Annotated in this window: 17 protein-coding genes and 2 CRISPR repeat arrays; of the genes, 7 read left to right on the top strand and 10 right to left on the bottom strand. The window is 69.8% G+C overall.

Annotated features, from left to right (window positions below; translation table 11 throughout):
* Window positions 1-950: 950 nt before the first annotated feature.
* From ACIPM1_RS32425 to ACIPM1_RS32445, 5 genes are all read left to right on the top strand, one after another.
* The gene (locus ACIPM1_RS32425; RefSeq protein WP_402440739.1) at window positions 951-1136 is read left to right on the top strand and encodes a hypothetical protein; all 186 of its coding nucleotides are present in this window, start codon (window positions 951-953) and stop codon (window positions 1134-1136) included.
* A 134-nt stretch (window positions 1137-1270) separates the two neighbouring features.
* On the top strand, window positions 1271-1570 hold the full coding sequence (locus ACIPM1_RS32430) for a hypothetical protein (protein ID WP_402440741.1): 300 nt from the start codon (window positions 1271-1273) through the stop codon (window positions 1568-1570).
* Window positions 1567-2184, top strand: coding sequence for an RNA polymerase sigma factor (locus tag ACIPM1_RS32435; RefSeq protein WP_402440743.1), 618 nt, complete (start codon window positions 1567-1569; stop codon window positions 2182-2184). Before ACIPM1_RS32430 ends, ACIPM1_RS32435 begins: the two co-directional genes overlap by 4 nt.
* A complete protein-coding gene (locus ACIPM1_RS32440) occupies window positions 2181-3491 on the top strand; it encodes a hypothetical protein (RefSeq protein ID WP_402440745.1) in 1311 nt (436 codons plus the stop codon). The genes ACIPM1_RS32435 and ACIPM1_RS32440 overlap by 4 nt, the downstream gene beginning before the upstream one ends.
* Before the next feature lie 495 nt (window positions 3492-3986).
* A complete protein-coding gene (locus ACIPM1_RS32445; protein ID WP_402440747.1) occupies window positions 3987-6263 on the top strand; it encodes a pentapeptide repeat-containing protein in 2277 nt (758 codons plus the stop codon).
* Window positions 6264-6796: 533 nt separating this feature from the next.
* On the opposite strand, the gene ACIPM1_RS32450 is transcribed toward ACIPM1_RS32445, so the two are convergent.
* The 10 genes from ACIPM1_RS32450 to ACIPM1_RS32495 all read right to left on the bottom strand — a co-directional run bounded on the left by ACIPM1_RS32450 (window position 6797) and on the right by ACIPM1_RS32495 (window position 21318).
* Entirely contained in the window at window positions 6797-7267 is a 471-nt protein-coding gene (locus ACIPM1_RS32450; RefSeq protein WP_402440770.1) for a lamin tail domain-containing protein, read from the bottom strand.
* 709 nt (window positions 7268-7976) lie between these two features.
* Window positions 7977-9714: a CRISPR direct-repeat array (repeat unit 29 nt; unit sequence GGGACCATCCCCGCGGGCGCGGGGAGCAC).
* 82 nt (window positions 9715-9796) lie between these two features.
* Window positions 9797-10147: a type I-E CRISPR-associated endoribonuclease Cas2e gene (gene cas2e, locus ACIPM1_RS32455; protein WP_402440749.1), complete on the bottom strand. Its 351-nt coding sequence runs from the start codon at window positions 10145-10147 to the stop codon at window positions 9797-9799.
* A complete protein-coding gene (gene cas1e, locus ACIPM1_RS32460) occupies window positions 10144-11139 on the bottom strand; it encodes a type I-E CRISPR-associated endonuclease Cas1e (protein WP_402440751.1) in 996 nt (331 codons plus the stop codon). The genes cas2e and cas1e overlap by 4 nt, the downstream gene beginning before the upstream one ends.
* Window positions 11140-11142: 3 nt before the next feature.
* Window positions 11143-11922, bottom strand: a complete 780-nt coding sequence (cas6e, locus tag ACIPM1_RS32465; protein WP_402440753.1) for a type I-E CRISPR-associated protein Cas6/Cse3/CasE — start codon at window positions 11920-11922, stop codon at window positions 11143-11145.
* Window positions 11922-12644 (bottom strand): type I-E CRISPR-associated protein Cas5/CasD, encoded by a 723-nt coding sequence (gene cas5e / locus ACIPM1_RS32470; protein ID WP_402440755.1) that lies wholly within the window; start codon window positions 12642-12644, stop codon window positions 11922-11924. The genes cas6e and cas5e overlap by 1 nt, the downstream gene beginning before the upstream one ends.
* On the bottom strand, window positions 12641-13834 hold the full coding sequence (gene cas7e / locus ACIPM1_RS32475) for a type I-E CRISPR-associated protein Cas7/Cse4/CasC (RefSeq protein ID WP_402440757.1): 1194 nt from the start codon (window positions 13832-13834) through the stop codon (window positions 12641-12643). The genes cas5e and cas7e overlap by 4 nt, the downstream gene beginning before the upstream one ends.
* Window positions 13831-14529, bottom strand: a complete 699-nt coding sequence (gene casB, locus ACIPM1_RS32480) for a type I-E CRISPR-associated protein Cse2/CasB (RefSeq protein ID WP_402440759.1) — start codon at window positions 14527-14529, stop codon at window positions 13831-13833. Before casB ends, cas7e begins: the two co-directional genes overlap by 4 nt.
* Window positions 14526-16217, bottom strand: coding sequence for a type I-E CRISPR-associated protein Cse1/CasA (gene casA, locus ACIPM1_RS32485; protein WP_402440761.1), 1692 nt, complete (start codon window positions 16215-16217; stop codon window positions 14526-14528). Before casA ends, casB begins: the two co-directional genes overlap by 4 nt.
* A complete protein-coding gene (gene cas3, locus ACIPM1_RS32490; protein WP_402440762.1) occupies window positions 16210-19137 on the bottom strand; it encodes a CRISPR-associated helicase Cas3' in 2928 nt (975 codons plus the stop codon). Before cas3 ends, casA begins: the two co-directional genes overlap by 8 nt.
* Before the next feature lie 225 nt (window positions 19138-19362).
* Window positions 19363-20318: direct repeats of the CRISPR family, unit length 29 nt; unit sequence CTGCTCCCCGCACCCGCGGGGATGGTCCC.
* 191 nt (window positions 20319-20509) lie between these two features.
* Window positions 20510-21318 (bottom strand): IS5 family transposase gene (locus ACIPM1_RS32495; RefSeq protein WP_402440764.1). Its coding sequence is split into 2 segments (ribosomal slippage): window positions 20510-20968 and window positions 20971-21318, totalling 807 coding nucleotides; the frame shifts between segments, so codons are not numbered across the junction.
* A 71-nt stretch (window positions 21319-21389) separates the two neighbouring features.
* Here ACIPM1_RS32495 and ACIPM1_RS32500 point away from each other — a divergent pair.
* Window positions 21390-21971: a hypothetical protein gene (locus ACIPM1_RS32500; protein WP_402440766.1), complete on the top strand. Its 582-nt coding sequence runs from the start codon at window positions 21390-21392 to the stop codon at window positions 21969-21971.
* Between the two features lie 631 nt (window positions 21972-22602).
* Window positions 22603-23133, top strand: a complete 531-nt coding sequence (locus ACIPM1_RS32505; protein ID WP_402440768.1) for a GNAT family N-acetyltransferase — start codon at window positions 22603-22605, stop codon at window positions 23131-23133.
* Window positions 23134-23246: the final 113 nt, after the last annotated feature.

The following is a 23246-nucleotide window of genomic DNA, read 5'->3' on the forward strand; positions in this document are numbered from 1 at the left end:
CGCGCGGTCTGCTCCGCAGACACGACGCGCCGCCGCTACGCGGCGGGAAAAGCAGCCTGCTCCGCAGGCTTGCCGGCCACTCCGTGGCCAGGTTGCTCCACTCCGTGGAGCACGATGGGTCGGCGCGAAGGGAATCCGATCGCTCCGCGATCTGCTCCCCTTCGCGCCTCACCTAGCCAGTGTCCTTCAACTGGTCTCGTGGTCAACCACGTTCGGAAGGTGCCCCGCTCCGCGAGGCACCTTTTGGCTGGCTACACAACAGGGGCGCCGGAGGTGGAGTGACTCGGTCTCAGGTGCCCGTGTTAGGAAGCAAAAAAACTATTTGGGTTTTCGAGAAGCCACGCCTCCCCTGTCCGACCGCGCGAGACCGGAATGAAGATCTGACGCACGCATCACGATCGGCTCACGGGTGGCGTAAGACACCGAGCACAGTTAGCTGTTGTGCCCCTCGGATAGACGCCGCAGCTCGGTGATGCGGGAGAGGGATCTTCGTCTGGAGCAGATGCGGCAAGGTGTTCGTCCGTATGCCGACTTGCGGCTTGACTGAGTGTCATGGGAAGTGCTGTGAGGCCGTGTTGGCTGGTTTCGAGTGAGGTGGTTGCCGACGTGACGCTGACGGGATTGCCCTGACCGTGGCCGCCTCGCCCGGGTTCTCGGCTCCGCTGCTCAACTGATGGTCGGTACGGAATCCCGTGCTGGGCACGAGGTCCAGCGTAGGTCTCCGGACCTCGGCGGTCTCCGCGCTGGTGTGGGCGGTGTCCCCGTCGGAGAGCTGAAGCCGATCGCTGAGGTTGTAGGCGGCATAGTCCGGGCTGGTGCTGTCGGTCCAGTCCTGTCGATGCCGCCACTCCTGCCAGATTGGCCGCGCTGCGGCAGCGGATCGGCGGCCTTGGCATGTTCCCGGTCCTAGACCACGTCATCGCCGTCAGCCCCTCCCCGGGCAGCTCGTCGTGGGCCTGGCGGTCTGCCTCGAGCCGCTCTTGGAGTACCTGTATGAGGTGCTGATGGAACAACTCGCGGAAAACCCAGACGTCTTCCGCATCCCCGGCGACGGCACCGGAGCGGCCTGCTTCGGCGAGAGGCGGCTGTGCACCCTGCGCGAGCTGAAGAACGCCGGGCAGGCGGCGGGCGGATGAGGGGGCGATGAGCCTGGTGAACAGTCCGGCTAAAAAATCTTGAAGGATTCGGTACCCGTTCTGGTCTGCTCGCGCGATGTAGAGGGTGGCAGGCGAGTTCGACGAGGAACGGGGCGGTGGAAAGGGTGCAGTGGATGCTGGTACCTGAGGGGGTGGGCGCGGTTGTGATCGCGGTGGTCGCCATCGGGGCGCGCGAGTGGAGGCGGGTGCAGCTGGCCCAGGAGCGCCGCCGGGAACGTGAGCAGGAACTGCTGGCCGAGATGGTGAGCGGGGTCGCCGAGGGGGGCCGTGAGGTGCAGGTGCACCACGGCAGTGCGGCCGGCACCTGGTCACTGACGGGCACTACTTGGGGTAGTGCGGCCGGCCGTGAGGCGCCCGTCGGGGGTGCGGCGTCGGTGCGCGGGCGTACGGTCGCGGCGAGGCGACGCCGGTGACCCTGCAGGATCAGCCAGGCGTGGTGGGGCCCGACCGTAGCGTGGTCAGGACTCCCGGGGCGGTTGGGGCCGCTCCTGTGGTGCTCGGTGAGGCGGAACTCGCCGAGTTCTACAACGCGCATATCGACAAGCTGTTCGGCTTCGTGGCACGCAGGACGAGTTGGGACGACGGCGCCCGGGAGTTGACCGAACACATTTTCGTTCAGTTCTTCGCGTGGTGGCAGAAGCATTTGGACCACGCTCGGCCAGTGGGGGTGCTGTATCAGCTCGCCAGATGGCGTCTGTACGACTACCTGCGCCGTCGGGGGCGGATGCTGACGGTCGAGCCGAGTGATCTCGAGGACCTCATCGGAGGGACGGACGACGATGAATTCGCGGCCGTGGAGCGGCGCCATGACCTGGGCAAGGCGCTGGCCACATTGACCGAGCAGCAGCGGCAGGCCCTGCTGCTGAAGCACGTGGCCAACCTGTCGGTCGCCGAGTGTGCCGAGGCGCTCGGCACGGGCGTCGACAACATGAAGAAGATCTTGAAGAAGGCGCGGGAGGCCCTGCGGCAGGCGCCAGGAATGGACGCCTACAAGAGCGCCGGGATGGCGAAGGAGGTGAGCGGATGACCGCCCAGGAGCACGAGGACGGTATGCGGCCGGAGCCGACGCTGAGTGCCGCCGAGAAGGCGGAGGGCTTCGCCGCGGTCATGAAGCGCTTGAAGAGCCACAGCCCGGACGAGCGGGCCCGGCTGCAGACGCAGGCCGATGAAGTGGTGCTCGGGCACGAGGCTTACGCCCTGGGCCAGGAGTACCTCGACCGCAGGGACTACGAGGCGGCACGGCGGTGGCTTCGGGTGGCCGCCAGCCACCACATCCCCGGCGCCGCGCAGGTTCTTGATGAGATCGGCGCGCGGCAGACGCTCGACGAATTCGCGGATCTGACAGCCTTCAGCGGCGATCACGCGGCTACAGACGCCGCGTCCTGCGGGACGATCCCGTCGCCTGCTGCCGTGCGCGCGGCCGACGGCAACCAGCGGTCCAAGGGTGACCAGACGTGGGCCTCGGCCATGGAAGGTCTGTCCGCCAGGATGACAGCGGCTGCCCGGGCACAGGCGGGGCAGATCCTTGCGCAGGCCCGGCGCGATGCCGATGCCATCCTGGCCGAGGCGCGGACGCAGGCTGAAAAGACGGCGGCTGCCTGCGCGGAGATGGTGCTGGACACCGAGAAGGACCGCAGGAAGGCCGCAAAGTTGCTGGCCGCGGCCCGGCAGGAGGCCGAGAGTGTCCGGTCGGAGATCGCGGAGACCGCTGAACGGGCGCGGCGTGGTGCCCGCGACATACTGGCCAAGGAACAGCGGCAGGCCCTCCAGCTGATCCTTGAGCACGCGCAGAGGGAGGCCGCTCAGATCCGCAGCAGGGCGCGGCGGCAGGGCGGTGTACCGAACAGCACAGGCAACAAGGCCAGGGAACGCCTCTTCCGGAAGTACTGGAGAGCTTCGTTGGCGGAGCGCGCCATCAAGCCTGAGGAGTACCTGGTCAGCTCTCTCTGGGACGTCCTCAATGGACCAACACGGTTGGCTGCTCTTGAAAGATTGCCGCAGGCTCTGTTCTCGCTTCATGCGGCTTTCGTGCTGACCGCTGATGAGATCAGCTCGGTAATCCGCCGATCCGTGTGGGTGCAGGAGGGCAACGAGCAAGACGATGCCGGGCCGAAGAACCGGGGCGACGTTTGGCAGGTGCTGAACGTCGGTGCAGGCATGTGTGACGCAGCTTCGTCGGAAGTCGCCGATTACGCGTGCCGGGGCAGGAGTGGCGCGACGGATCAGGGTGGACCGGGTGTGCCGGTCATCGGTGTACCGGCTGAGTGCTGTGAAGACGGGGACGACGACAGTGAGTTGGGCGTGGAGGGGGTGGGGAACTCCGCCGGCCGATGATGCGTGGGCTGCATACTGTTCCGATCGCGGGCAAGAGCCAGCCTGCGGTCGGAAGCCGGCGCGTGCGCTTGGGTCCCTGCAGGGGGTCTGTCGTCTGCCTCAACCCAGGTTTCGTCAGCGGCTGATCGCCGAGGGGGCGAAGGTGAGGCGCCCGGCGCACAGGCCGTCGGCGCTGGACGGAAGAGGCGGGGGCGCGGCGGCGGCTGACTCAGTCCGCGCCGGTGGACCCGTCCTGGTCCACCGGGGCTGCGAGACATTCCGGCTGCTCGTAGTGGTCGCTGATCCACCCGAGCAGCTCCCGCAGCTCGGGTCGTCTTCAGCGGTGTGCAGGAGCGCGGCGTGCTCACCCAGTTGCTCTTCTCTCCAAAAGAGCGAGGGCGTCCGCGACGCCTAAAGCGCCTTGGCCGGTGTCCTGGCTCAGCTGAGCTGACAACCGGCGCCACGCGCTCCGGACCCGAGTGATCATCCGCCGCGCAACGCAGTTACCGTCCGCGTGTGACTGCACCATCCACCAACCCGTTCCTCGGCCCTGAGGATTCGTCCGGCGCGCCGGTACCCGGCCGCCGGCCCTTCTCACCAAGAGACCTGCACGACAGTGCCCCGCCGTGGATCGATGAGCTCTTGTTCAGTTCCAACGCGGTGCACTGCGCGGCCGCCGGCGGACCGTCCGACTGTGAAGGCCGCGCGCTCGAACCAGCCGGGCGCTGTCTGGCCCACCTGGATGACGACGCGTTGGACGCGTACCTGAACGGGATCGGTCCCGGCTCAACCATCGAGCACCAGGGCACGCACTTCACCGCCGACCTCCTGGGCCGTCTCCTGGACGTGCTGCGCGATCCCGGCGACGGCCGTCCGCACCTGGGCAACGCCGACTTCAACCACGCAGTCTTCGACGAGACGGCCAACTTCGGCGCGGCGGTCTTCGCTGACGACGCCGTCTTCCGAGGGGCCGTGTTCGAAGGCGAAGCCGTGTTCAGCGACGCGAAGTTCAGCGGCGCGGACTCTTCCGACCACTGTATGGCGACCTTCCGGCACGCCCATTTCAAGGGCGGGGCCAACTTCCGCGGAGCAATCGGCCGACTCAGCCTCAAAGACACCCATTGCACCGGCCGGGCGGTGTTCGACAAAGCGGAACTCTACGACACCAGCTTCTCCGGGGCGGAGTTCGAAAGCGCCTCCTTCAAGTCTGCCCAGCTCTTCGCGCCGTATATCGACAGCGTCTCCTTGGTCAAGGCGGACTTCACCAAGGCTCAATTCCCCCGTGGCGCCGTGCTCGCCCTTCACATTCCAGGGGAGGTCGTTTTCAACGGGGCTGTCTTCGACGGCGAGGTGACGTTCGAGGGCGGATTCGGCGGCGTCACGGAATTCCGGGGCACCCGATTCTCCGGTCGTACCACATTCTCCGCCTCCTTCACGGGACCGGTCTTCTTCTCCCGTGCGGTGTTCGGAGGTATCACCACCTTCGACCAGGTGAACTTCCACGGCGGCGCCGCGTTCGACGAGGCGGTATTCGAGGAGATCACCACGCTGGGCCCGCTGGCGTGCGACGGGGTGCTCGACCTCTCGTTCGCCCGGATCAACGCGCCGCTGTTCATGGAGGCGGCGGCCCGCCGCATCAACTTCCGCCGGGTGCGCTGGGCCGCCACCGCCACGCTGCGGCTGCGTCACGCCGCCGTCGACTTCACCGGCGCGGCCCTCGAGTACCCGGTCGGTGTCAGTGCCCAGCCTTCGCCGTTCGCCGGCCCTGACAGCTTCGTCGACGAGTCCGCATTGGCCGGGAGCGACGCCGGGGTGCGCCTGGTCTCGCTGGCCGGGGTGGACGCGACGCACCTGATGCTGTCGGACGTCGACCTGTCCGGCTGCCGCTTCATCGGCGCCTTCCACCTGGACCAGTTGCGCCTGGAGGGCTGCCGCTTCGCCCCGGCACCGGAAGGGATCCACTGGCGCAGGTGGGTCCCCGTCCGCTGGACACCGCGCCAGATGACACTGGCCGAGGAGCACTACTGGCGCGAGGACAATGACGCGACCGGCTGGATGGCCTCGTCTGCGGATACCAGCCCGTGGTCGGTCACTGCCCCCGATCCCCTGGAGGAGGAACCGCGGGAGACATCGGCGCAGACCGGCGAGAGCACCGATGCCGAGCGCCTCGCCCCCACCGGTCCCGTGCACACGGAAGGCGGCCGGGCGTACGTCGACGCCCGCGCCACCCGCGAGCCCCACGTGCCCGGTCCCACCGAGATCGGCCCGGTCTACCGGAAGCTGCGCAAGTCCTTCGAGGACAGCGGGAACGAGCCCGACGCTGCCGATTTCTACTACGGCGAGATGGAGATGCGCCGCCACGATGGCGAACGACCGCCTGGCGAGCGATGGCTCCTGACCGCGTACTGGGCACTGTCCGGGTACGGGCTGCGCGCCTCGCGGGCCATCGGCTGGCTGCTGGCCGCGATGACCGGCACCGTGCTGCTGATGATGCTGTGGGGGCTGCCGGTGCACGACCCCGAACCGGCCTCCACCGGCGTGGTGACCGGGCAGCGGTTCCACATGGTCACCACCACCCCGGATCCGGAGAGCCCGGACGGCCCGTTCGCCGACCGGCTGACCGCCGCGCGGCTGCAGAAGTCGCTGGGGGTGGTGGTCACCTCGGTGATCTTCCGGTCGTCGGGGCAGGACCTGACCACTGCAGGAACCGTCATCGAGATGGGGTCCCGGCTCGCCGAGCCGGCGCTGTTGGGTCTCGGTCTGCTCGCTTTCCGTGGCCGCATCAAGCGCTGACCGAGGGCGAGCCCGCTAACGGCCCGCGCGGCGACCGCACGTCCGCCAAGAAACGGAGGCTTCTCCCCCAGCGCGAGACGAAGGACGAGCTGCGCCGCCAGGACCGGTTCATCGACAGTCTCACCGCGCTGGTGACCGGCGGCCTATCCACGGTGATTGTGGAGCGCGGATGGGGCGGGAGGGGGCCATTACCTCACCAGGCCAGGGCCCGGGGCCGCTCTCTCGGATCGCCCGGCGCCAGCTAGGAGGAGCCGCTCACCGTCCACTTAGCCGTCGGCCTTCGGTGTACGCCGCGTGCTGGCACACGTCCAAGGAGGCAGGGACCAGATTGAGGGTCTCTCCCGGCTCCCGCGCCGTGGGCTGCGCGGCGGCCGCGGCGCTGGGGGCGGCAGTGGGCAGGAGCAGGGTGGCGAACGCGGCGGCGACGGTCGGGCCGCGCACGCCGAACGGCGCGCCATCCGAGTGAGAGGGTGGCGCGTCGCCGGCTTTCGAGAGCCGCTGGTGCCGTGGGTCGAGCCTCAGCGGCTGGTGGGTCAGTGGTGCCGGCGGGCGCCCCAGGAGAGCGAGTCGACGTACCGGCTGTGGTGGTTGCGCAGGGTGGCGGTGTCGGAGTCGTTGTTCCACACGTAAGCGCGGCGGTCCTGGTAGACGTCGTGGCGGGCGTCGCGGCCGATGCCGGTGTGCACCCGCACGGTGGAACGTCCGTCCAGGCGGTAGTGGTGGAAGGTGTAGGTGTGGCCGTCACGGTCGGACAGCATCCAGCCGTTAAGGTTCACCGCCCGGCGGGTGGTGTTGGTGACCTCCACCCACTCCGCGTTCAGGGAACGGTTGGAGCGATCGTCACGGCCCGGGGAGTCGTACTGCACCCGGCTGATCTCCACAGCCGACCGCGGCGCACGGTGCTCAGCGGCGGAAGCGGGCACGGCGATCGCTGCGGTGATCGCCGCGCAGGTCAGCGCAGCAGCGGTCAGACGACGGGCGGTTACAGATACGGTCACGGGAATCCCCCTGCATGGTGCGGGCACACCCCGGCAGACAGGCCACCGAGAGCCACAGGCGGGGTGTGCGATGTGTGAATGCGCGGCCGGCCGACCGCGCACCCACACCTTGTCCACCGCGGGCCAGGCACGCGGAGAAGACGTGAACCGCGTTACACGTCATCCACATTTCTGTGACTCTCGCCTGCAACGCCCATCTACGCGGCGAATGCACTAAATTGACGGACCCTTCAGGCAACGGCCCTTGCCCCCACTGACTTGCAGACCCTGCCCGCCAAGCCGCGCCACCCCAACCACGGCCGGGCCCTCACCCGAAAGTGCGTAACAACCGCACTCCGCGCTAGACACGCAGGCACACAGCGAAGCGGGCAGGCTCCCAACACAGGACCAGCCACACCAGATCAATGCGCTGCCCGCCCTGCGCGACGCGCAACTGGACTCCGTCGAAGCCGCGCCACCTGTGTCCTGTATGTCCTGGTCGTAGCGTCGGGGCGTGGCACGAGTGGCGGAGCGACTCACCCGGACGCCTCACCGAGCACGACCATGAGGGGAACCGCGCTCTAACGTCGTAATGCCCTGCTGCGCGACAGGACGGCAGGGCCTGGGCGGCCCCCTACCCGCGCCCTGGTCAAGGGGCCGCCCATCAACCGACCATCAGGCCCAGCAGCAGTCGCCGGGTCGCGTGTCGAGGCGTCACCCATGAATTCCGGCGGACCTGGACCCTCCCGCAGGCGCGGGGAGCCCCAGGTCGAGGTGTCCGACCGTTCCGACGTCACGGGACCATCCCCGCGGGCGCGGGGAGCACGCCTCGCCGGCGTCGTCGAGGTCCCATTGCAGGGGACCATCCCCGCGGGCGCGGGGAGCACGCCAAGGCCGCCTATCACGCCGTGGTCAACTGGGGACCATCCCCGCGGGCGCGGGGAGCACTCGCCGGAGCAGCGGCAGATCGAGCTGGTGCAGGGACCATCCCCGCGGGCGCGGGGAGCACGCGGTCGGCTACCAGAACAGCTTCGAGGCGCTGGGACCATCCCCGCGGGCGCGGGGAGCACATCTGTCCCCCGGCCTTCCCAACGTGTCCCGCGGGACCATCCCCGCGGGCGCGGGGAGCACGACCCCTTGCGGCCCACCGCGAGGATGATCTGGGGACCATCCCCGCGGGCGCGGGGAGCACCACATGGCCTATCTGGCACTCGTCACGGTCGTGGGACCATCCCCGCGGGCGCGGGGAGCACGCTCATGTCGAGTTCGAGCCGATCGACTCCGGGGGACCATCCCCGCGGGCGCGGGGAGCACCCCGACTTCCCGCACGGGGGCCCCCTTCGGGAGGGACCATCCCCGCGGGCGCGGGGAGCACCTGGTGACGCCAGCGATGACGGGCGGCCCGCCGGGACCATCCCCGCGGGCGCGGGGAGCACGAGTGGATACGCCGTGCCGGGACCGGCATTTGGGGACCATCCCCGCGGGCGCGGGGAGCACCTTTCTATCCCCTCTTCCTTCTTAGTTACCTAGGGACCATCCCCGCGGGCGCGGGGAGCACGCCTGGACGACGCAGTACAGCAGACCGTGCCGGGGACCATCCCCGCGGGCGCGGGGAGCACACGGTCCTCACCGTGATCGCCGTGCGTCCCGCGGGACCATCCCCGCGGGCGCGGGGAGCACGACGGCCTCGCCCATCAGCCAGCGCGCTGCGACGGGACCATCCCCGCGGGCGCGGGGAGCACCCGGAGTCGGTGGGGTGCACGTTGTCGGAGGTGGGACCATCCCCGCGGGCGCGGGGAGCACACGCTGCAGCTGATGCGCGAGCGGCGGCCGCGGGGACCATCCCCGCGGGCGCGGGGAGCACTGCGGGGTCCTCTTGTGCGGGCAGCAACTATCGGGACCATCCCCGCGGGCGCGGGGAGCACGAGTGGTGGAAGAGGACGATCGACAAGACGTCGGGACCATCCCCGCGGGCGCGGGGAGCACCACATGGCCTACCTGGCCCTCATGACGTGTGTGGGACCATCCCCGCGGGCGCGGGGAGCACATGCAGGAGTGGCAGGCCGCGCAGCACGCGCGGGGACCATCCCCGCGGGCGCGGGGAGCACGCCGGGTACCCGCCGCCGACCAGGGCGGCCCAGGGACCATCCCCGCGGGCGCGGGGAGCACGTCGGCCGGCGTGAACCACCCCGCGAGGCCGTCGGACCATCCCCGCGGGCGCGGGGAGCACGGGGTGATCCGGTCGGCCCAACCCATCAGATAGGGACCATCCCCGCGGGCGCGGGGAGCACACAAGGAAACCACGCCCAATGGCAGAGATCGAGGGACCATCCCCGCGGGCGCGGGGAGCACACCGCTGCCCGGCCCACCGGCAGGCGGCCTTCGGGACCATCCCCGCGGGCGCGGGGAGCACTACGCCGTCCCAGGCGTGTGTGCCGCGGGGGAGGGACCATCCCCGCGGGCGCGGGGAGCACACTTCACGACCTGCGGCTTTGTCACGGCAGCAGGCGGTAATGACTTACTTTCACGGATTCCGGCAATTCACCCATACCGACTTCAGCGGCTTCCGTACTTGCGCCGTTTGGACGCGTTGCTCCAGCCTTTCTTCGGCTGGGGCGGCCCGGCTGCGCTCTGGGGGCTCGGGCGGCGGATCAGGGTCAGACCCTCGTGGTCGACCGGGTGCCAGGCGTGGTCGTGGGTGCGGAAGGTGAAGCCCTGCTCGTTGTCGGTGGTGTGGGCGAGGAGGGCGCGGCCCTGGTCGGCGTACTGGCGTACCTCGTCCCACAGAAGGTCGCGGATGCGTGCGGACGGATTGCCGATGAAGACGCCGGCGGAGATTTCGAGCAGCCAGCGGGTGAGGAAGCCCCGCAGCCCGGCAGGGCAGTTGGTGAGGACGATGACGGTCACCAGGTCATCTCCTCGTCGGATCCCTCGTACTCGTCGTGCTGGTCTTCGGTTCCTCCTGCGTAGTTGCGGCCTGCGGCGACTTCGTGGCCACGGTCGGTGTGGAGCCTGACGACGTCGTGGTCTTCGTCTTCGGTCGTGGCTGGGGGTGCGTGGGGCAGTAGGAGCCGTTTGATGTCGTTCACGCAGCGGTCGAGCAGGGAGGTTTCGTTGATGCGGTCGCGTAGCGCCCGGCGGGTGCGCGGGCCGGTGTCTTCTTCGTCCTGTGCGGCGACGTCGAAGGCGACGGGGATGCCGATCTCGGTCTTGTACAGGTCGGCGATGTCGAGGACGAAGGACAGTTCGTGGCCGGAGTGGATGAATCCGAGGGCCGGGCTGCAGCCGAGAGAGGTCACGACGGCGTGGGCGATGCCGTACATGCACTGGGCGGCGGCGGTGATGGCCTGGTTGACCGGGTCGCCGCTGGTGAAGTCGCCGGGGGTGTAGCGGCGGCCGCGCCAGGGGACGCCGGTGCGGGCTGACTGGGCGCGGTAGCAGTCCTTGACGCGCCGGCCTTCGCGGCCGAGGAGTTCCTGGCGGGTGAGGGCGGCGGGGTCTTCGTCGGGGAAGCGCAGGCGGTACATGGCGCGGGCGACGGCGAGCCGGCTGCGCGTGTTGGCCCATTGCACGGCTTGCGCTTCGGCCAGGGCGGAGGAGCGGGTCAGGGCGCGGCCGCCGGCGTAGTAGCGCACGCCTTGTTCGCCCACCCAGCAGACGGTGGCGCCGGTTTCGCCGAGGACGCTCATGGCCTGGTGGGTGATGCGGGTGCCGGGTCCGAGGAGGAGGGTGCCGATGGTTGCCGACGGGATGTGGGGCGTGCCGTCGGCGTCCTCGGCGGTGATGGCGTTGGCGTCGCGGTGCACGGTGCAGCGCTCGAGGTAGATGAAGGACAGCCGCTGGCTGGTGCGGGTGAGCTGGCGTGGGCTGGATGCGGGGCGGCGGGAGATCGTGGTCATGGTCTAGCGGGCGGCGGGTGCGAGGGTGAGCAGGCCGCATCCGTAGGCCTTGGCCTTGCCGATGCCTTGGGTCAGGGTGCGGCGCATCAGGTCGGGGTCGGTGATCTCGAGCAGGCCGTCGAAGGTGACGGTGACCAGGCTGACCGGCGTGTTGCGCCGGCCGGCCGGGGCGTTGGGGTTGCGGGACTTGTCGAAGGTGAGGGCCCGCTTGTCGTGGACGGTGAGGTGGTAGCGGTCGCCGTGGTGGGGTTGCCGGGTGTGGGTGGTGCCGTGCGGCAGGAGGCGCCTGTCGTCCGGTTTTTCTGTGATGCGGAAGCCGCAGCGTTCCTGGCGGTCCAGGAGCCAGCCCATCTGGTGGACGGCGGTGAGGTGCGCGGTGCGTTTGGTCGGCTCGTCGTCCTTGCGGCGGATGGAGTGGACGGGGTTGGCGGTCAGCCGGAACGCCCACCAGCCCCCGGTGGCGAGCCGGTCGAGGAAGGGGCCGTAGGGGCGGCTTTCCCAGCCTGGGGAGGTGGGGTTACTGGCTGCTGCTGCGGGCCATCCGGCCTGCTCGACGAGGTGGGTCAGGTCGGGCTGGTGGGGGCTGACAATGTAGAGGACGACCTCGGCCCGCGCGGTGTGGTCCAGGCGCCACAGCACGCGCGGCCCGTCGGGTGGAGGGGTGTCGGTGGGCAGCAGCGCCGGGAAGGACGACATGACGGCCGCGTGCATGGCCTGCGGCGAGGACAGCAGGCGGCGGGCCTGGGGGCGCGCGGTGTTCACGCGGAAACGGGTGAGGAACATCAGGCGCTCTCTTCGTCCAGGACGTCGAAGGGGTCATGCCGGGGCAGGTGCCGGGCGGACGGATTGGGGATGCGCACGCGGGAGCTGACCTGGGTGCGCAGGGTGTGGCGCCGGTGTTCGGCGGCGAAGCTGAGTGGCTGGTCGCGCAGGGTGTCCGCAATGTTCTGCTCGTGCTCGTCCGCCTCGCGCAGCACGGTCAGTTCGACCTCGTTGTGGCCGCGGTACTGCGTGCGGTACCAGGGTGAGGCCTGCCACGGTTCCTCGCGCAGCGCGTCCTGCAGGTTTCCGTGCTCGTGGAGGTGGAGCTCGATGGGGAGGGAGGGCGGGCAGGAGCGGCGGCCGAGGAACGGCGCGTAGACCGGGGCCCGTAGTGCTGCGTGCAGGTCGGCGAGGAGCGGGTGGTCGCCTTCGAGTGCGGCGACGAAGACGGCGTCGGCGAGGTAGAAGCGTTCGGACAGCGGCATGGATTTGCCGGTGACGGCGTGGTGGGCGGTCTGGAAGTCCCGTACCCGGGTGCCGGGCTGGTCGATGCGGACGCCGAACCGCAGCGCGGCCAGCGGCTGCAGGCGGGTGTCGTCGCCGCGTTCGATGCCGGCCGCGGCAGCGAGCATGCCGATCACGCCGCTCTTGGTGGGGGCGGACTCGGTGGTGCGCCGGGTGAAGCGGGCGGAAGCCCCCCAGGACTGCAGGGGGCCCGCGAGCCGGAGGGTCAGCACGCTCATGCGGGCTTCTCCAGGCGCTCGGCGACAGCGCTCCCGACGGCGGCGACGAGTTCGCCAAGGTTCTCCGACTCGGTGCCGATCCCGGCCAGTTTGAGCGTGTTGGGGCCGACGCGCAGGACCCAGGTGAGGGTGGAGTCGTCGTCGCCGTAGGCGCGCTCGATGTCGGGGATGTACTCGGCCAGGCGCTCGGACGCCTCACGGACGTAGCCGCCCGTCTCACCGCGCACCGGGTCCTCGAAGGCGGCGACGAAGCTGACAGGCCGGGTGGTGCGCAGCTTGACGATCACGGCGTCGGGCAGCGTGTGATGCCCGAAAGTGTTGATCTTCCCGGTGGGCAGGGACGCGACGAAGCCGTGGACGAAGGCCTCCACGGCCCGGCGGACCGGATCGGTGCGGGGCTCGTCGTCGCGCAGGCCCTGGCCGAGGTTGGCGGCGAGCTGGTGCACGCCGAGGGCGGCGTAGCGGTAGAGGGTGGCGGAGTTGAAGTCGACGGTGCCGATCATGCCGGCGCCGGTCTCTGCGTCGGTGTTCTCGTCGTCGACGGCGGTGTAGTAGTCGGACTCGTTGTCCACGCGGTGGACGCTGAGGGCGTGGGCGACCTGGACGGCAGCGTCGACGTTGATGTCGGCGTCGTCGGCGACCATGCGGCCGAACAGGGCGATGTCGACGGAGTGCAGGGTGTCCGCGATCTGCTTCGCCCGGCCCTTGTTCTCCTTGCCCTTCAGAAAGGCGGTGATGTCGGCGGCGCCTTCGACTGCGAGGCGGGCCAAGCCGTCAAGTTGGCGGGAGCTGAGGAACACCAGGTACTTGGACTGCGGTGCCGGTTCCGGCTCACCGTCCTTGGCCGCAGCCGCCTTGCGCTTAGGGATTTCCGTCTTGAATCCGGCCGCCTTCACAATCTCGTCGGCGAGCTGCAGTGCCGTCTCCCCGTCGAGCGAGGCGTCGAGGTTGGTGATGCGGTCGGCGACCGCCTCCACGATCTTCTTGGTCCGTACGCCGAGCTCGCTCGCGTCCAGCAGGTGCTCGTCCTTGAAGTAGGTGCGGGTGGCCCGCTTCCAGGCCTGGCTGGAGACGCGGGCGCGCGGCACTCCCCCGTACACCGCAGTCTTCGGCGCGCCGGTGTCGTCGCGGTTGAGGTTGCTGGGCGGGACGGTCTGCAGGGCGTGCACGTCGAGGAAGATGCGGTTCACGAGGCGTCCTTGTCGAAGTCCGGGGTGCGGGTATCGGTGCCGGCCGCGGGGCCGGTGCCGGAGTGCGGCTCGGTGTCGGCGGGCTTGGGGTGCCAGGCATGGAAGGAGCGGCCCCACTCCCTGCGGACGGTGTCCGCGCCGCCGGGCCACTGGAAGGTGTAGAGCTGGCCGGCGAGCAGGCCGTAGTCGAGTTCGATGTCCTCGCGGCGCAGCAGGACGACGAGGTCGCGCAGCCGCTGGGCGAGGGTGGCCAGGTCGGGGGCGGTGCCTGCCCGGACCAGGCGCTTGTGCACGGGTTCGTCGATCTCGCCGGGTTTCATCATGCGGCGCACAGCGGCGCCCAGGCCCCGGCGGTGGTCACGCCGGTCGGGCTGGTGCATGCCGGTGCGGCGGGACTGCTGGTGCAGCGCGTAGAGGGTGAGTGCGACGTGCAGGGCGTCCTCGGCCCGGATCAGTTCGCTCTCGCTCAGCGGCCGGGCCCCGTCCGGTGTTTCGTGCAGGGGGCCGGTGTCGATCAGGGTCCACAGGTCGGGCAGCTGTCCGGCCTGGCGGCCGGCGCCGCGCCTGAGCCGGGCGAGCGCCGCGACCGCCTGGGACTGGTCGGCGAGGTAGCCCCGTTGGAGGGCGGCGATGTGGGCGGCGGCGAGTCGGGCGACCCGGTCGCGCGGGGAGACGGTTGCGGTGACGGTGGTCATGCGGGTGCCTTCACGGTGGTCTCGGGCGCCGGGCTTGCGTCCGCATCCGGCGGCAGGTCAAAGGAGTCAGGGCGCCCCAGCCCTCGGTGCAAAGCGGCGCGGAACCACTTGCCGGCGAGCGCGGAGTTGAGCCACTCCGTGCCGTGCTTGAGCTGGACGATCCGGCCCTGCCAGGCCGCGTCCCCGGCCGCAGCCATCAGCCTCTCGCCGAGCCGGCCGACCATCCCGTACACCTGCTGCTGCCAGTCGGTGCGCTGCACGTACGGGTCGTCGGTGTCGGCAAGGTGTGCCAGCCAGGTGCGGTACGGGGCCTCGAGGAGACCGTAGGCGAGATCGCGGGCGCTGGAGCGGGGCCCCTCGGTCTCGGTGCCGGCCGCGCGGGCCAGGTTGGTGGCGAGGTCACCGAGCGCGTTGACCGCGAGGTCGGCATCGCTGACGGCCGCAACAGCCTGCTCGGCGTAGCGCCGGTCCTGCTGGTGGAGCAGGACCACGGCCATGGCCACGTGGTCGTCGACGATCTCGTCGATCACCGACTGCTGGGTTCCGTAGCGGGCGCCGATGATCCGGGCCCGGACGAGGAAGCCACTCTCCAGCTCTCCCTCCGTCACCAAGCGGGCCACCCATTCCAAGATTCCCGGTCGTAGCACGGCAGGCGGCTCCGATCCGGCCGCGGGGGCCGGCTGGGCGGCGACCAGTGAGGCGATCCCGCGCCAGGCGGAACGCTCGGGAGCATGCTCGCGCGGCAGGTAGACGGGTGACCGGCCCAGTTTCTTCTCCTGCGTGATACTGCGCCGCCAGGCGGTCATCGGCTCCCGGTGCTGACGGTCGCGGGCGGTGAGCGGGTCGCCGTAGCCGAGGACGACGCCGTGCACGCCGCTGTCGTCGAAGTGGAGCCGCAGGCGCCGCGTCTGCCAGGTGTACAGGTCGCGCACCCCGGTCGGGGCGCGCTCCGCGCCGCCCGGGCCGCACGGATCCCTGCGCCATGCCGGCGCGTCCGCCTCGTCGATCTGAAGGTTGGAGGTGTCGGCGGCCACCAGGTTCAAAAGCAGCGTCTCGCGCAGGGTGGAGCCTTCGACGAACACGCCACCGAGGTTCCCGGCCCAGCCGACGCCGAGCGGGTAGACCCTGCCTCCCTTGGCGCGCTTGTCGCCCTCCACACCGGTCTTGATGCCGGAGGTGTCGTAGGCGTGCGCGTGGACAATCCAGCGGGCTGCCTCGGCGAACGTGAGCCGCTCGACGGTGGGCATGCGAGCGGTGAAGAACGGCTCTCCGTTGGGGACGTCGGCCACGATCCGGTTGAGGGAGAACACCTCATCCTTCGCCGTGCGCAGGCCCGCCGTCTGGAAGAACGGCACCTCGGGATCCAGCAGGTCGAACCGTCCCCGGTGCTCCCCGAGATACGCCCCGACCGGCGCGAAGCAGCTCTCGTCCGCCCACAACTCCGCCCACGCGTCGGTGTCCTGCGGCCCATCGAGGGCATCGTGCGCGACCGCGAGCAGCAGACGGACCAGGGCGAACTCCTGCGTGGGCAGGTCACCGACGATGCGCCGCAGATCATGCGCCTGCTCGAACACCTCCCGCAGCGACAACTCGCCCTGGCTGCCATCCCGTCTGAGCACGGGGATCCACGGCCGGTCGGTCAGATCGAACGACAGCACACCGCGGCCGCTTAATTCGTTGTCAGGCATGGGTCACCTCAAGGCCGTCGCTAGGGCTGTAACGGAGGCAGAAGCCTGCCAGGTGGGTCTGACAGTCCTCGTCGAGAGCAAGGATGAGCTGGCCGGCGAGCCAGGGGCTGTCCTTGGTCTGCCAGGCGGGCACATACAGTTCTTCGAGTTCGGCGATCGCCTGGTCCATGACGTCGGCGTAGCTGAACTGGATCGGCAGCCGCAGCCCGCAGCTTGCCGCGGTGCGGGCCGCGAACGCGGTCGGTGTTTGGTCCGTGGGCAGTGGCAGTCCTGCGCGGGGGCGGCCCTTGCGGTCGGGTGCCAGCCACGGCACCGTGGCCAGCGTCGCGTCGGCCCGCCGTTGAACGACGATGACTTCCAGGCTCTCGCGGCTGTCGCGTACCTGCGCTTGGCCCTGGCGGGTGTCGTCCGCGTCACCGACACCCGCTGCGACCCAGCCGAACAGCGGCCGGCCGGGACGGGCGGCGGCATCCAGCCGGAACGTCGCGGCCCGCTCGGCCTGGTCCGCGCGATGCTCCTCGTGGCGAGCGCGGGCGGCCTCGAGCGCCTCCGACCAGCAGACCGGGCTGTCCAACCCGTCGGCGTAGGCGTGCTGAACCAGAGGACTGATGTCCGCCGGCAGCCTCACGGGATGCTCGCGGCCACCGTCGAGGTGCGGTAGCAGGGCGGCAGCGGCACGCAGCAGCGGATACGCCCCGTACACAGCCAGCGAGCCACGCACCGGCGCGGGCACGGGGGCGCTCCAGTCGACGCCGGTGACCAGGCAGCGTGCCTGGCGTAGCCGCTTGGGCCGGTCGGTTTGTTCCTTGCCGCCGCGCAGGTGCCGGTGCAGGCGTCCCATGCGCTGCAGCAGGAGGTCGACCGGGGCGAGGTCGGTGACCAGCAGGTCGAAGTCGACGTCGAGGGACTGCTCGGCGACCTGGCTGGCGACGACGATGTGCGCCTTCTCGGGCCGGTCGACGTCCTTGCCGGGAGGCCCGAAGCGTTTGAGGAGGCCTGCGTCCTTGGCGGCACGGTCGATGTCGATGAAACACGAGTGGGCGACGGTGACGTTCGCGTCCCCGAACCGCTTGCGCAGCGCGGCCGCTGCTTCAAGGACACGGCGCACCGTGTTGCGTACGACGAGGACGCAGCCGCCTGAAGCGAGTTCCTTCTCCAGCCGGTCGGCGAGAACGTCCACGTCGTCCTCCAGCCGCTCCAGTTCGACGTCCGTACCGCGAGTCGAGGCCGAAGGGCACCGCATGAGGGGCGCGCCACCGGGCGCGACCGCCGTCAACAGCGGATAGTCACCGGCCTGGGCAAGCGTCTCGAACGAGGCCGCGGCCTCCCCGGTGGCCTTCCCCGCGTACGCCTGGGCCAGCTCTCTTCGCCGGCCGGCCGGCAGCGTCGCAGACAGCACCACCACCGGCACCCGGTAGGCGCCCAGCCACGACAGCACCCGGTCGAGATAGACGCTCATGTAGGTGTCGTAGGCGTGTGCCTCGTCGATGACGACGACCTTCCCGGCGATCGCGAGATGACGCAACGCCAGGTGCCGGCTTTTCAAGCCGGCGAACAGCAGCTGATCGACGGTGCCCGCAACGAAGGACGACAGCATGGCTTTCTTCCGCCCCCGCAGCCACGCGTGAGCGACGAGTTCGGCGGCAGCGCTCCGGTTACGGCTCGACGGCCGCCACTCACACTCCTGGGATCCGTCCACGTCGACCGCGGCGATCCGCCGGCTCGTGCCCATCAGGTCGGCGAAGTCGTCGTTGAGAGCAGCCTTGGAGTGGGCGAGCAGCACCGAATAGCGGGTGCCTCCGGGGGCGGGCAGGCGGTCGAGCCAGCGCAGCAGACGGGGGAACATCGCATTGCCGGTGGCCATCGTCGGCAACGCGAAGAACACCCCGCCCGCCCCCGATCGCGCGGCGAGGATCTCCGCGGCGGCGAGCGCAGCCTCGGTCTTCCCCTCCCCCATCGGCGCCTCGATCACCATCAGCCCCGGCTCGTCCATCCCCCAGGCCAGTTCGACAGCCGCCTCCTGCACCGGCCGGACCTGCGCCCCCGGCGGAAGGTCGAACCGGGACACGAACAACTCGGGCACATCCCCGACCGGCTCGTCCGCTTGCCACGGGCCGGGCAGACCCAGTCCACGCCAGGCAGCCGCGACGCGCTCACCACCCGTGCGGGGAACATCCTCAGGAAAGTAGGGAAACAAGTCGGGATTGCTGGCAATCCAGTCCGAGACGATGACCAGCGCAGAAAGCAGCACCTGCACCGGCTGTGAAAGCTTCACCGCCCGCCAGGCACCCAAGCACTCCCGGACACCGAACTCGTCCGCGCAGGCGTCGAGGAACTCCTCCTGCACCTGTTTCCACACCGCCCGGCTGCCGTGGGTGCGCAGCAGATCAAGGTGACCATCGAGTGCCTGGATCTGGCCGTGCTCGGGCGGTACCCCGTGATGCCCACCCACCACCACCGTGAACTGCCCCGTCTGCTTGAGCGTCCAGCCGTTCCGTTCCTGAAGCCACTCCCCCAGCAGCACCTGCCCGGCCAGCCCATGCGGTGCAAGCCGCCGGTCCGCGCCCATCGCCTGCCGCGACCGCATCTCCAGTCCGTGGCCACGCATGACCTGCGCCAGCTGCTCCACCTGGCAAGCGAACGCTGGCGTCGCCTTCCCGATGTCGTGCACACCGGCCAGCCACACCACCAGCCGACGCGCATCCATCTGTCCATCAGGCAGCGCACCGGCGATCAACCTGCGCACGGACAGCGGCAGCCACTCGTCCCACAACCGCCCGGCCACGGCGGCACTGTCCTCCATATGCCGCCACAACGGCAGCCACCCGTCCGCATCACGCTCGTGCTTGGCCCACACACTCAACGCCGGCCCGCCCAACCGGGCGCGAAGCCCCACCAGGTCGTCCCCCTCGCCTGTCATGCCAGATACATACAGGAGGTAGATGAACCATGAAGCCAATATGGAGAAAGCGGGGAGGGTCTACTTGCCAGCCCAGACCACGCCGCACACGCCGACACAGACACGACCTAAAGTTGACTCTCCGACCGACAGTCAGGACCCGGGCCCGAAATGGAACTTTTGCCGGACTCCTTGAAACTCATGAAAACCACGGCACCTGCGCCATAAACCTGCAGGCCACGCAGTCTGCTCCCCGCACCCGCGGGGATGGTCCCGGGGAGAGTTCCGGGGGCTTGGGGCGCCAGTCCTGCTCCCCGCACCCGCGGGGATGGTCCCCCGCCGCGAACACCGCGACATAGCCCGCTGCTCCTGCTGGAAGCTGCTCCCCGCACCCGCGGGGATGGTCCCTCGTCCGCGCTGTTGCTCGGCACGCCACAGCCCTGCTCCCCGCACCCGCGGGGATGGTCCCGACGCCAGCAGCGGCAGGTTGACCCGGGTCAGCTGCTCCCCGCACCCGCGGGGATGGTCCCCAGCGCAGGGGGTGGACGCGGGGCCGCTGGTTCTGCTCCCCGCACCCGCGGGGATGGTCCCGCGGGGCGGCCGTCCGGGCCGAGTCCGGTGTACTGCTCCCCGCACCCGCGGGGATGGTCCCTAGTCGCCTAAGGCAACCAATTGGGTGACGTCCTGCTCCCCGCACCCGCGGGGATGGTCCCCCGGCCCGGCTGCGGGACTTCCTCAAGGTCATCTGCTCCCCGCACCCGCGGGGATGGTCCCGGCAACTTCCGGTTCCTGCTCCGCGTGCCGGTCTGCTCCCCGCACCCGCGGGGATGGTCCCACGTGGGCGACGATCTACGAACCGGTGCCGGACTGCTCCCCGCACCCGCGGGGATGGTCCCGAGGTGGCGCCCTTGATGCCGGTCCGCCATGCCTGCTCCCCGCACCCGCGGGGATGGTCCCCGCACCACGAAGCCGTTCGTCCCGGCTCGCGGCCTGCTCCCCGCACCCGCGGGGATGGTCCCGCAGGAAGCACTCCGCGTGCCACGGCAGCTCCCTGCTCCCCGCACCCGCGGGGATGGTCCCTGCAATGCGGAGAAGGGCGGCCGGGTGCTGGACTGCTCCCCGCACCCGCGGGGATGGTCCCAACACACCCACCAGGGGGCGCAGCCTGGGGGGCTGCTCCCCGCACCCGCGGGGATGGTCCCTGTCCCAGTAGCGTGACCGTTGGTCCCTATGCTGACATCGCGTGGAGCGGCATGCCCCCTGCGGCGGCGGTCGGAACTCCCCACCAGCAGCGCCGCTTGCTCCGCCCAAACGCTCGACACTTTCCACGCTCCTAACCCGATTGTCCGACCGGAGCACCATCATTGGTCCATGGCCACCCTTAGACGTTATTTCAGTTGGTGAGCTTGCGGTGACATATGAGTGTCGCGGCGATGGCAGTGAAGGCGAGGAAGTGTTCCGGCTTCCGCTCGTAGCGGCGGTGGAGGCGTCGACAGCCGGACAACCAGGACACGGTTCGTTCCACGACCCAGCGGTGCCGGCCCAGCCGTTGGGAGGACTCGATGCCCTTGCGGGCGATGCGGTGCCGAATGCCGCGGGAGGACAGCCACCGTCGTAGGTGCTGATAGTCGTAGCCCTTGTCTCCGTGCAGCTTTCCGGGCCGTCGGCGTCGGGGGCCGCGGCGTGAGCGGATGGGTGGGATGCCGCGGACCAGCGGGACGAGGGCCTGGCTGTCGTGGAGGTTCGCGGCGGAGATGCCGATCGACAGGGGCAGGCCGCGGCGGTCAACGATGAGGTGGATTTTCGATCCGGCTTTGCCACGGTCGGTCGGATTCGGTCCCGTCAGCTGCCCCCTTTGAGGGCCCGGACGCTGACGGAGTCGATCGCGCAGCGCGACCAGTCCAGCTCGCCGCGGGAACCGAGTTCGTCCAGGACCAGGCGGTGAAGCTTGGCCCACACCCTGGCCTCGGTCCATTCTGTGAACCGGCGGAAGGCGGTCACTCCCGACAGTCCGAAACCCGGTGGCAGCTGGTTCCAGGTGCACCCCGAGGTGGCCACGAAGATGATCGCGGCCAGCACCTCACGGTTCCCTCTCCGACGAGCTCCTCCGCCCTGCGGGCGTTCCGGTGCCGGCGGGACCACCCGCTGGAACAGCTCCCACAGATCTTCCGGCGCCATCCGTTCGACAAGCCCAGCAGTCATCGCCCCAGACTGCCGCAAGATCACACCAACTGAAATGGCGTCTTAGCCCCGTTCAGCGGCTCGCTGCTCACGTGCGGAATGTCATCGGCGACGGCCCGTTCCACCTGCCTCGTGGCTGGACGCACATGGGCGCCGTCATCTGCGACGCCAGCTTCCATGCGCGCCGCAAGTACAAGTCGACCATCCGGCCGCGGCTTCTTCAGCTCCAATCCGCATGGCCAGACGCCGCAACGGTCCGCGGCTTCCAGGCACGGCTCGTCACGGAAGACCTCGCCATAGCCATGAACTTCAAAAGCCCCAGAAGGGTCGCGACAGCCCACGCCATCACCGATCTGCTCGTTGCCGAAGACGTCGATACCCGCGACGACCTCCACGCATGGCTCGACCACCAGGACCATCGCGCCGCCCTCCGTGCGGTCAAGGGGGTGGGACCCAAGAGCGTCGACTACATCGGCAACCTCGTCGGTCGATCGCAAGTGGCCGTGGACGTACATCTGAGGGCCTTCGCTGCGGATGCCGGTGTCACGGGCCTTCCGTACGAGGAGTTGCAAGCCGTGTACGAGGAGACCGCCGCCGCCCTCGGACATGAACCCGGCGGACTGGAGCACGCGGTATGGCAGTTCAAGTCGCAAGCCATTAACCCATCACGCTAGACGCGCCGTTGGTCGGCACCGCTCGACACACTGCCCCGGCCACCCCGCTTACTGCCTGTTCGGGCCGGGAAAGGTAAGGCCGCCGTCCCTGGCAGGCGATGCACACGGCGTGGAGATTGGTCTGCTCCCGCACCCGCGGGGATGGTCCCCCTGAGGACTACGGGCCCGGGGAGTATGAGGCCTGCTCCCCGCACCCGCGGGGATGGTCCCTCCCCGTGCGCGCAAAGCGCGTACCCAAGGACCTGCTCCCCGCACCCGCGGGGATGATCCCCCGGCATAGAGCAGGATTCCCCCGGCGGAGGCCTGCTCCCCGCGCCCGCGGGGATGGTCCCTCGACAGACGGTGCAGGACCTTCGTGGGCGCCCTGCTCCCCGCACCCGCGGGGATGGCCCCAGGCCCATCAGTGGTGTCCCTTCTTGTGGGTGCTGCTCCCCCCACCGGGCAACCGACGGAATTCGCTGACCTGGGAAAACGCGCGTCACAGCCTGTGTAGTCCCGTGTCGAGGTGTGAAGGATCCCGGCCTCTAGCGCCAAGTGGCCAGCGGCGTGGGGAGGTCGTGCGTGTTCCGTGAGATGCGTGGGAATGATTCAGCTCATGGCCTTACTGCCACCGGTTGTTCCATCAGGACGCTTGGCCTCGTACCAGCAGCCGCGGCTGACCATCGGCGAACTGACCCTGCGCCCATGGCAGGTCGATGACGCGCATCAACTGGTGGAGGCATACGAGGACGAAGCCATCCGACGCTGGCACGTCCGGTCCATGACCGATGCCGACGCGTCAGCCTGGATTGCTGCACGATCCGAGCGGTGGATGGCAGAGATCGGCGCAGACTGGGCGATCGTCGAGCACGGTGAACCGCTCGGGCGGGTGGCGTTCCACCGGCTTTATCTGGCCAGGGGGATGGGTAAGGCGGCGTACTGGGTGCTCCCGAGGGCCCGCGGCCGGCGGATAGCGCCGCGGGCCCTGGACGCCGTTAGCCAATGGTTCTTTACCGAGATCGGCCTGCACCGCATCGAGCTGACGCACTCGACGGCCAACGCCCCGTCCTGTCAGGTCGCCGCTCGAGCTGGCTTCGCATACGAGGGCACCAAGCGCCGGGAGGGCCTACACGCCGACGGCTGGCACGACATGCACTTGCATGCCCGTCTCCGCGACGACTGACAGGGTGGTCGCTCACAGTAAGACGTCGTCTCATTTGGCGTACTGGGTAGTCTGCACTGTGTGGTGATGGTCGAGCGCGTGGTTCCAGACGAGTTGTGGGAGCTGTTTCAGCG

The sequence above is a fragment of the Streptomyces sp. NPDC086766 genome, assembly GCF_044746005.1.
GTDB lineage: Bacteria > Actinomycetota > Actinomycetes > Streptomycetales > Streptomycetaceae > Streptomyces.

Coding starts and splice junctions, on each gene's coding strand:
- ACIPM1_RS32430 (WP_402440741.1), top strand. CDS start 1,271: ATGCTGGTACCTGAGGGGGTGGGCGCGGTTGTGATCGCGGTGGTCGCC.
- ACIPM1_RS32440 (WP_402440745.1), top strand. CDS start 2,181: ATGACCGCCCAGGAGCACGAGGACGGTATGCGGCCGGAGCCGACGCTG.
- cas1e (WP_402440751.1), bottom strand. CDS start 11,139: ATGACCACGATCTCCCGCCGCCCCGCATCCAGCCCACGCCAGCTCACC.
- cas6e (WP_402440753.1), bottom strand. CDS start 11,922: ATGTTCCTCACCCGTTTCCGCGTGAACACCGCGCGCCCCCAGGCCCGC.
- cas5e (WP_402440755.1), bottom strand. CDS start 12,644: ATGAGCGTGCTGACCCTCCGGCTCGCGGGCCCCCTGCAGTCCTGGGGG.
- casB (WP_402440759.1), bottom strand. CDS start 14,529: ATGACCACCGTCACCGCAACCGTCTCCCCGCGCGACCGGGTCGCCCGA.
- casA (WP_402440761.1), bottom strand. CDS start 16,217: ATGCCTGACAACGAATTAAGCGGCCGCGGTGTGCTGTCGTTCGATCTG.
- cas3 (WP_402440762.1), bottom strand. CDS start 19,137: ATGACAGGCGAGGGGGACGACCTGGTGGGGCTTCGCGCCCGGTTGGGC.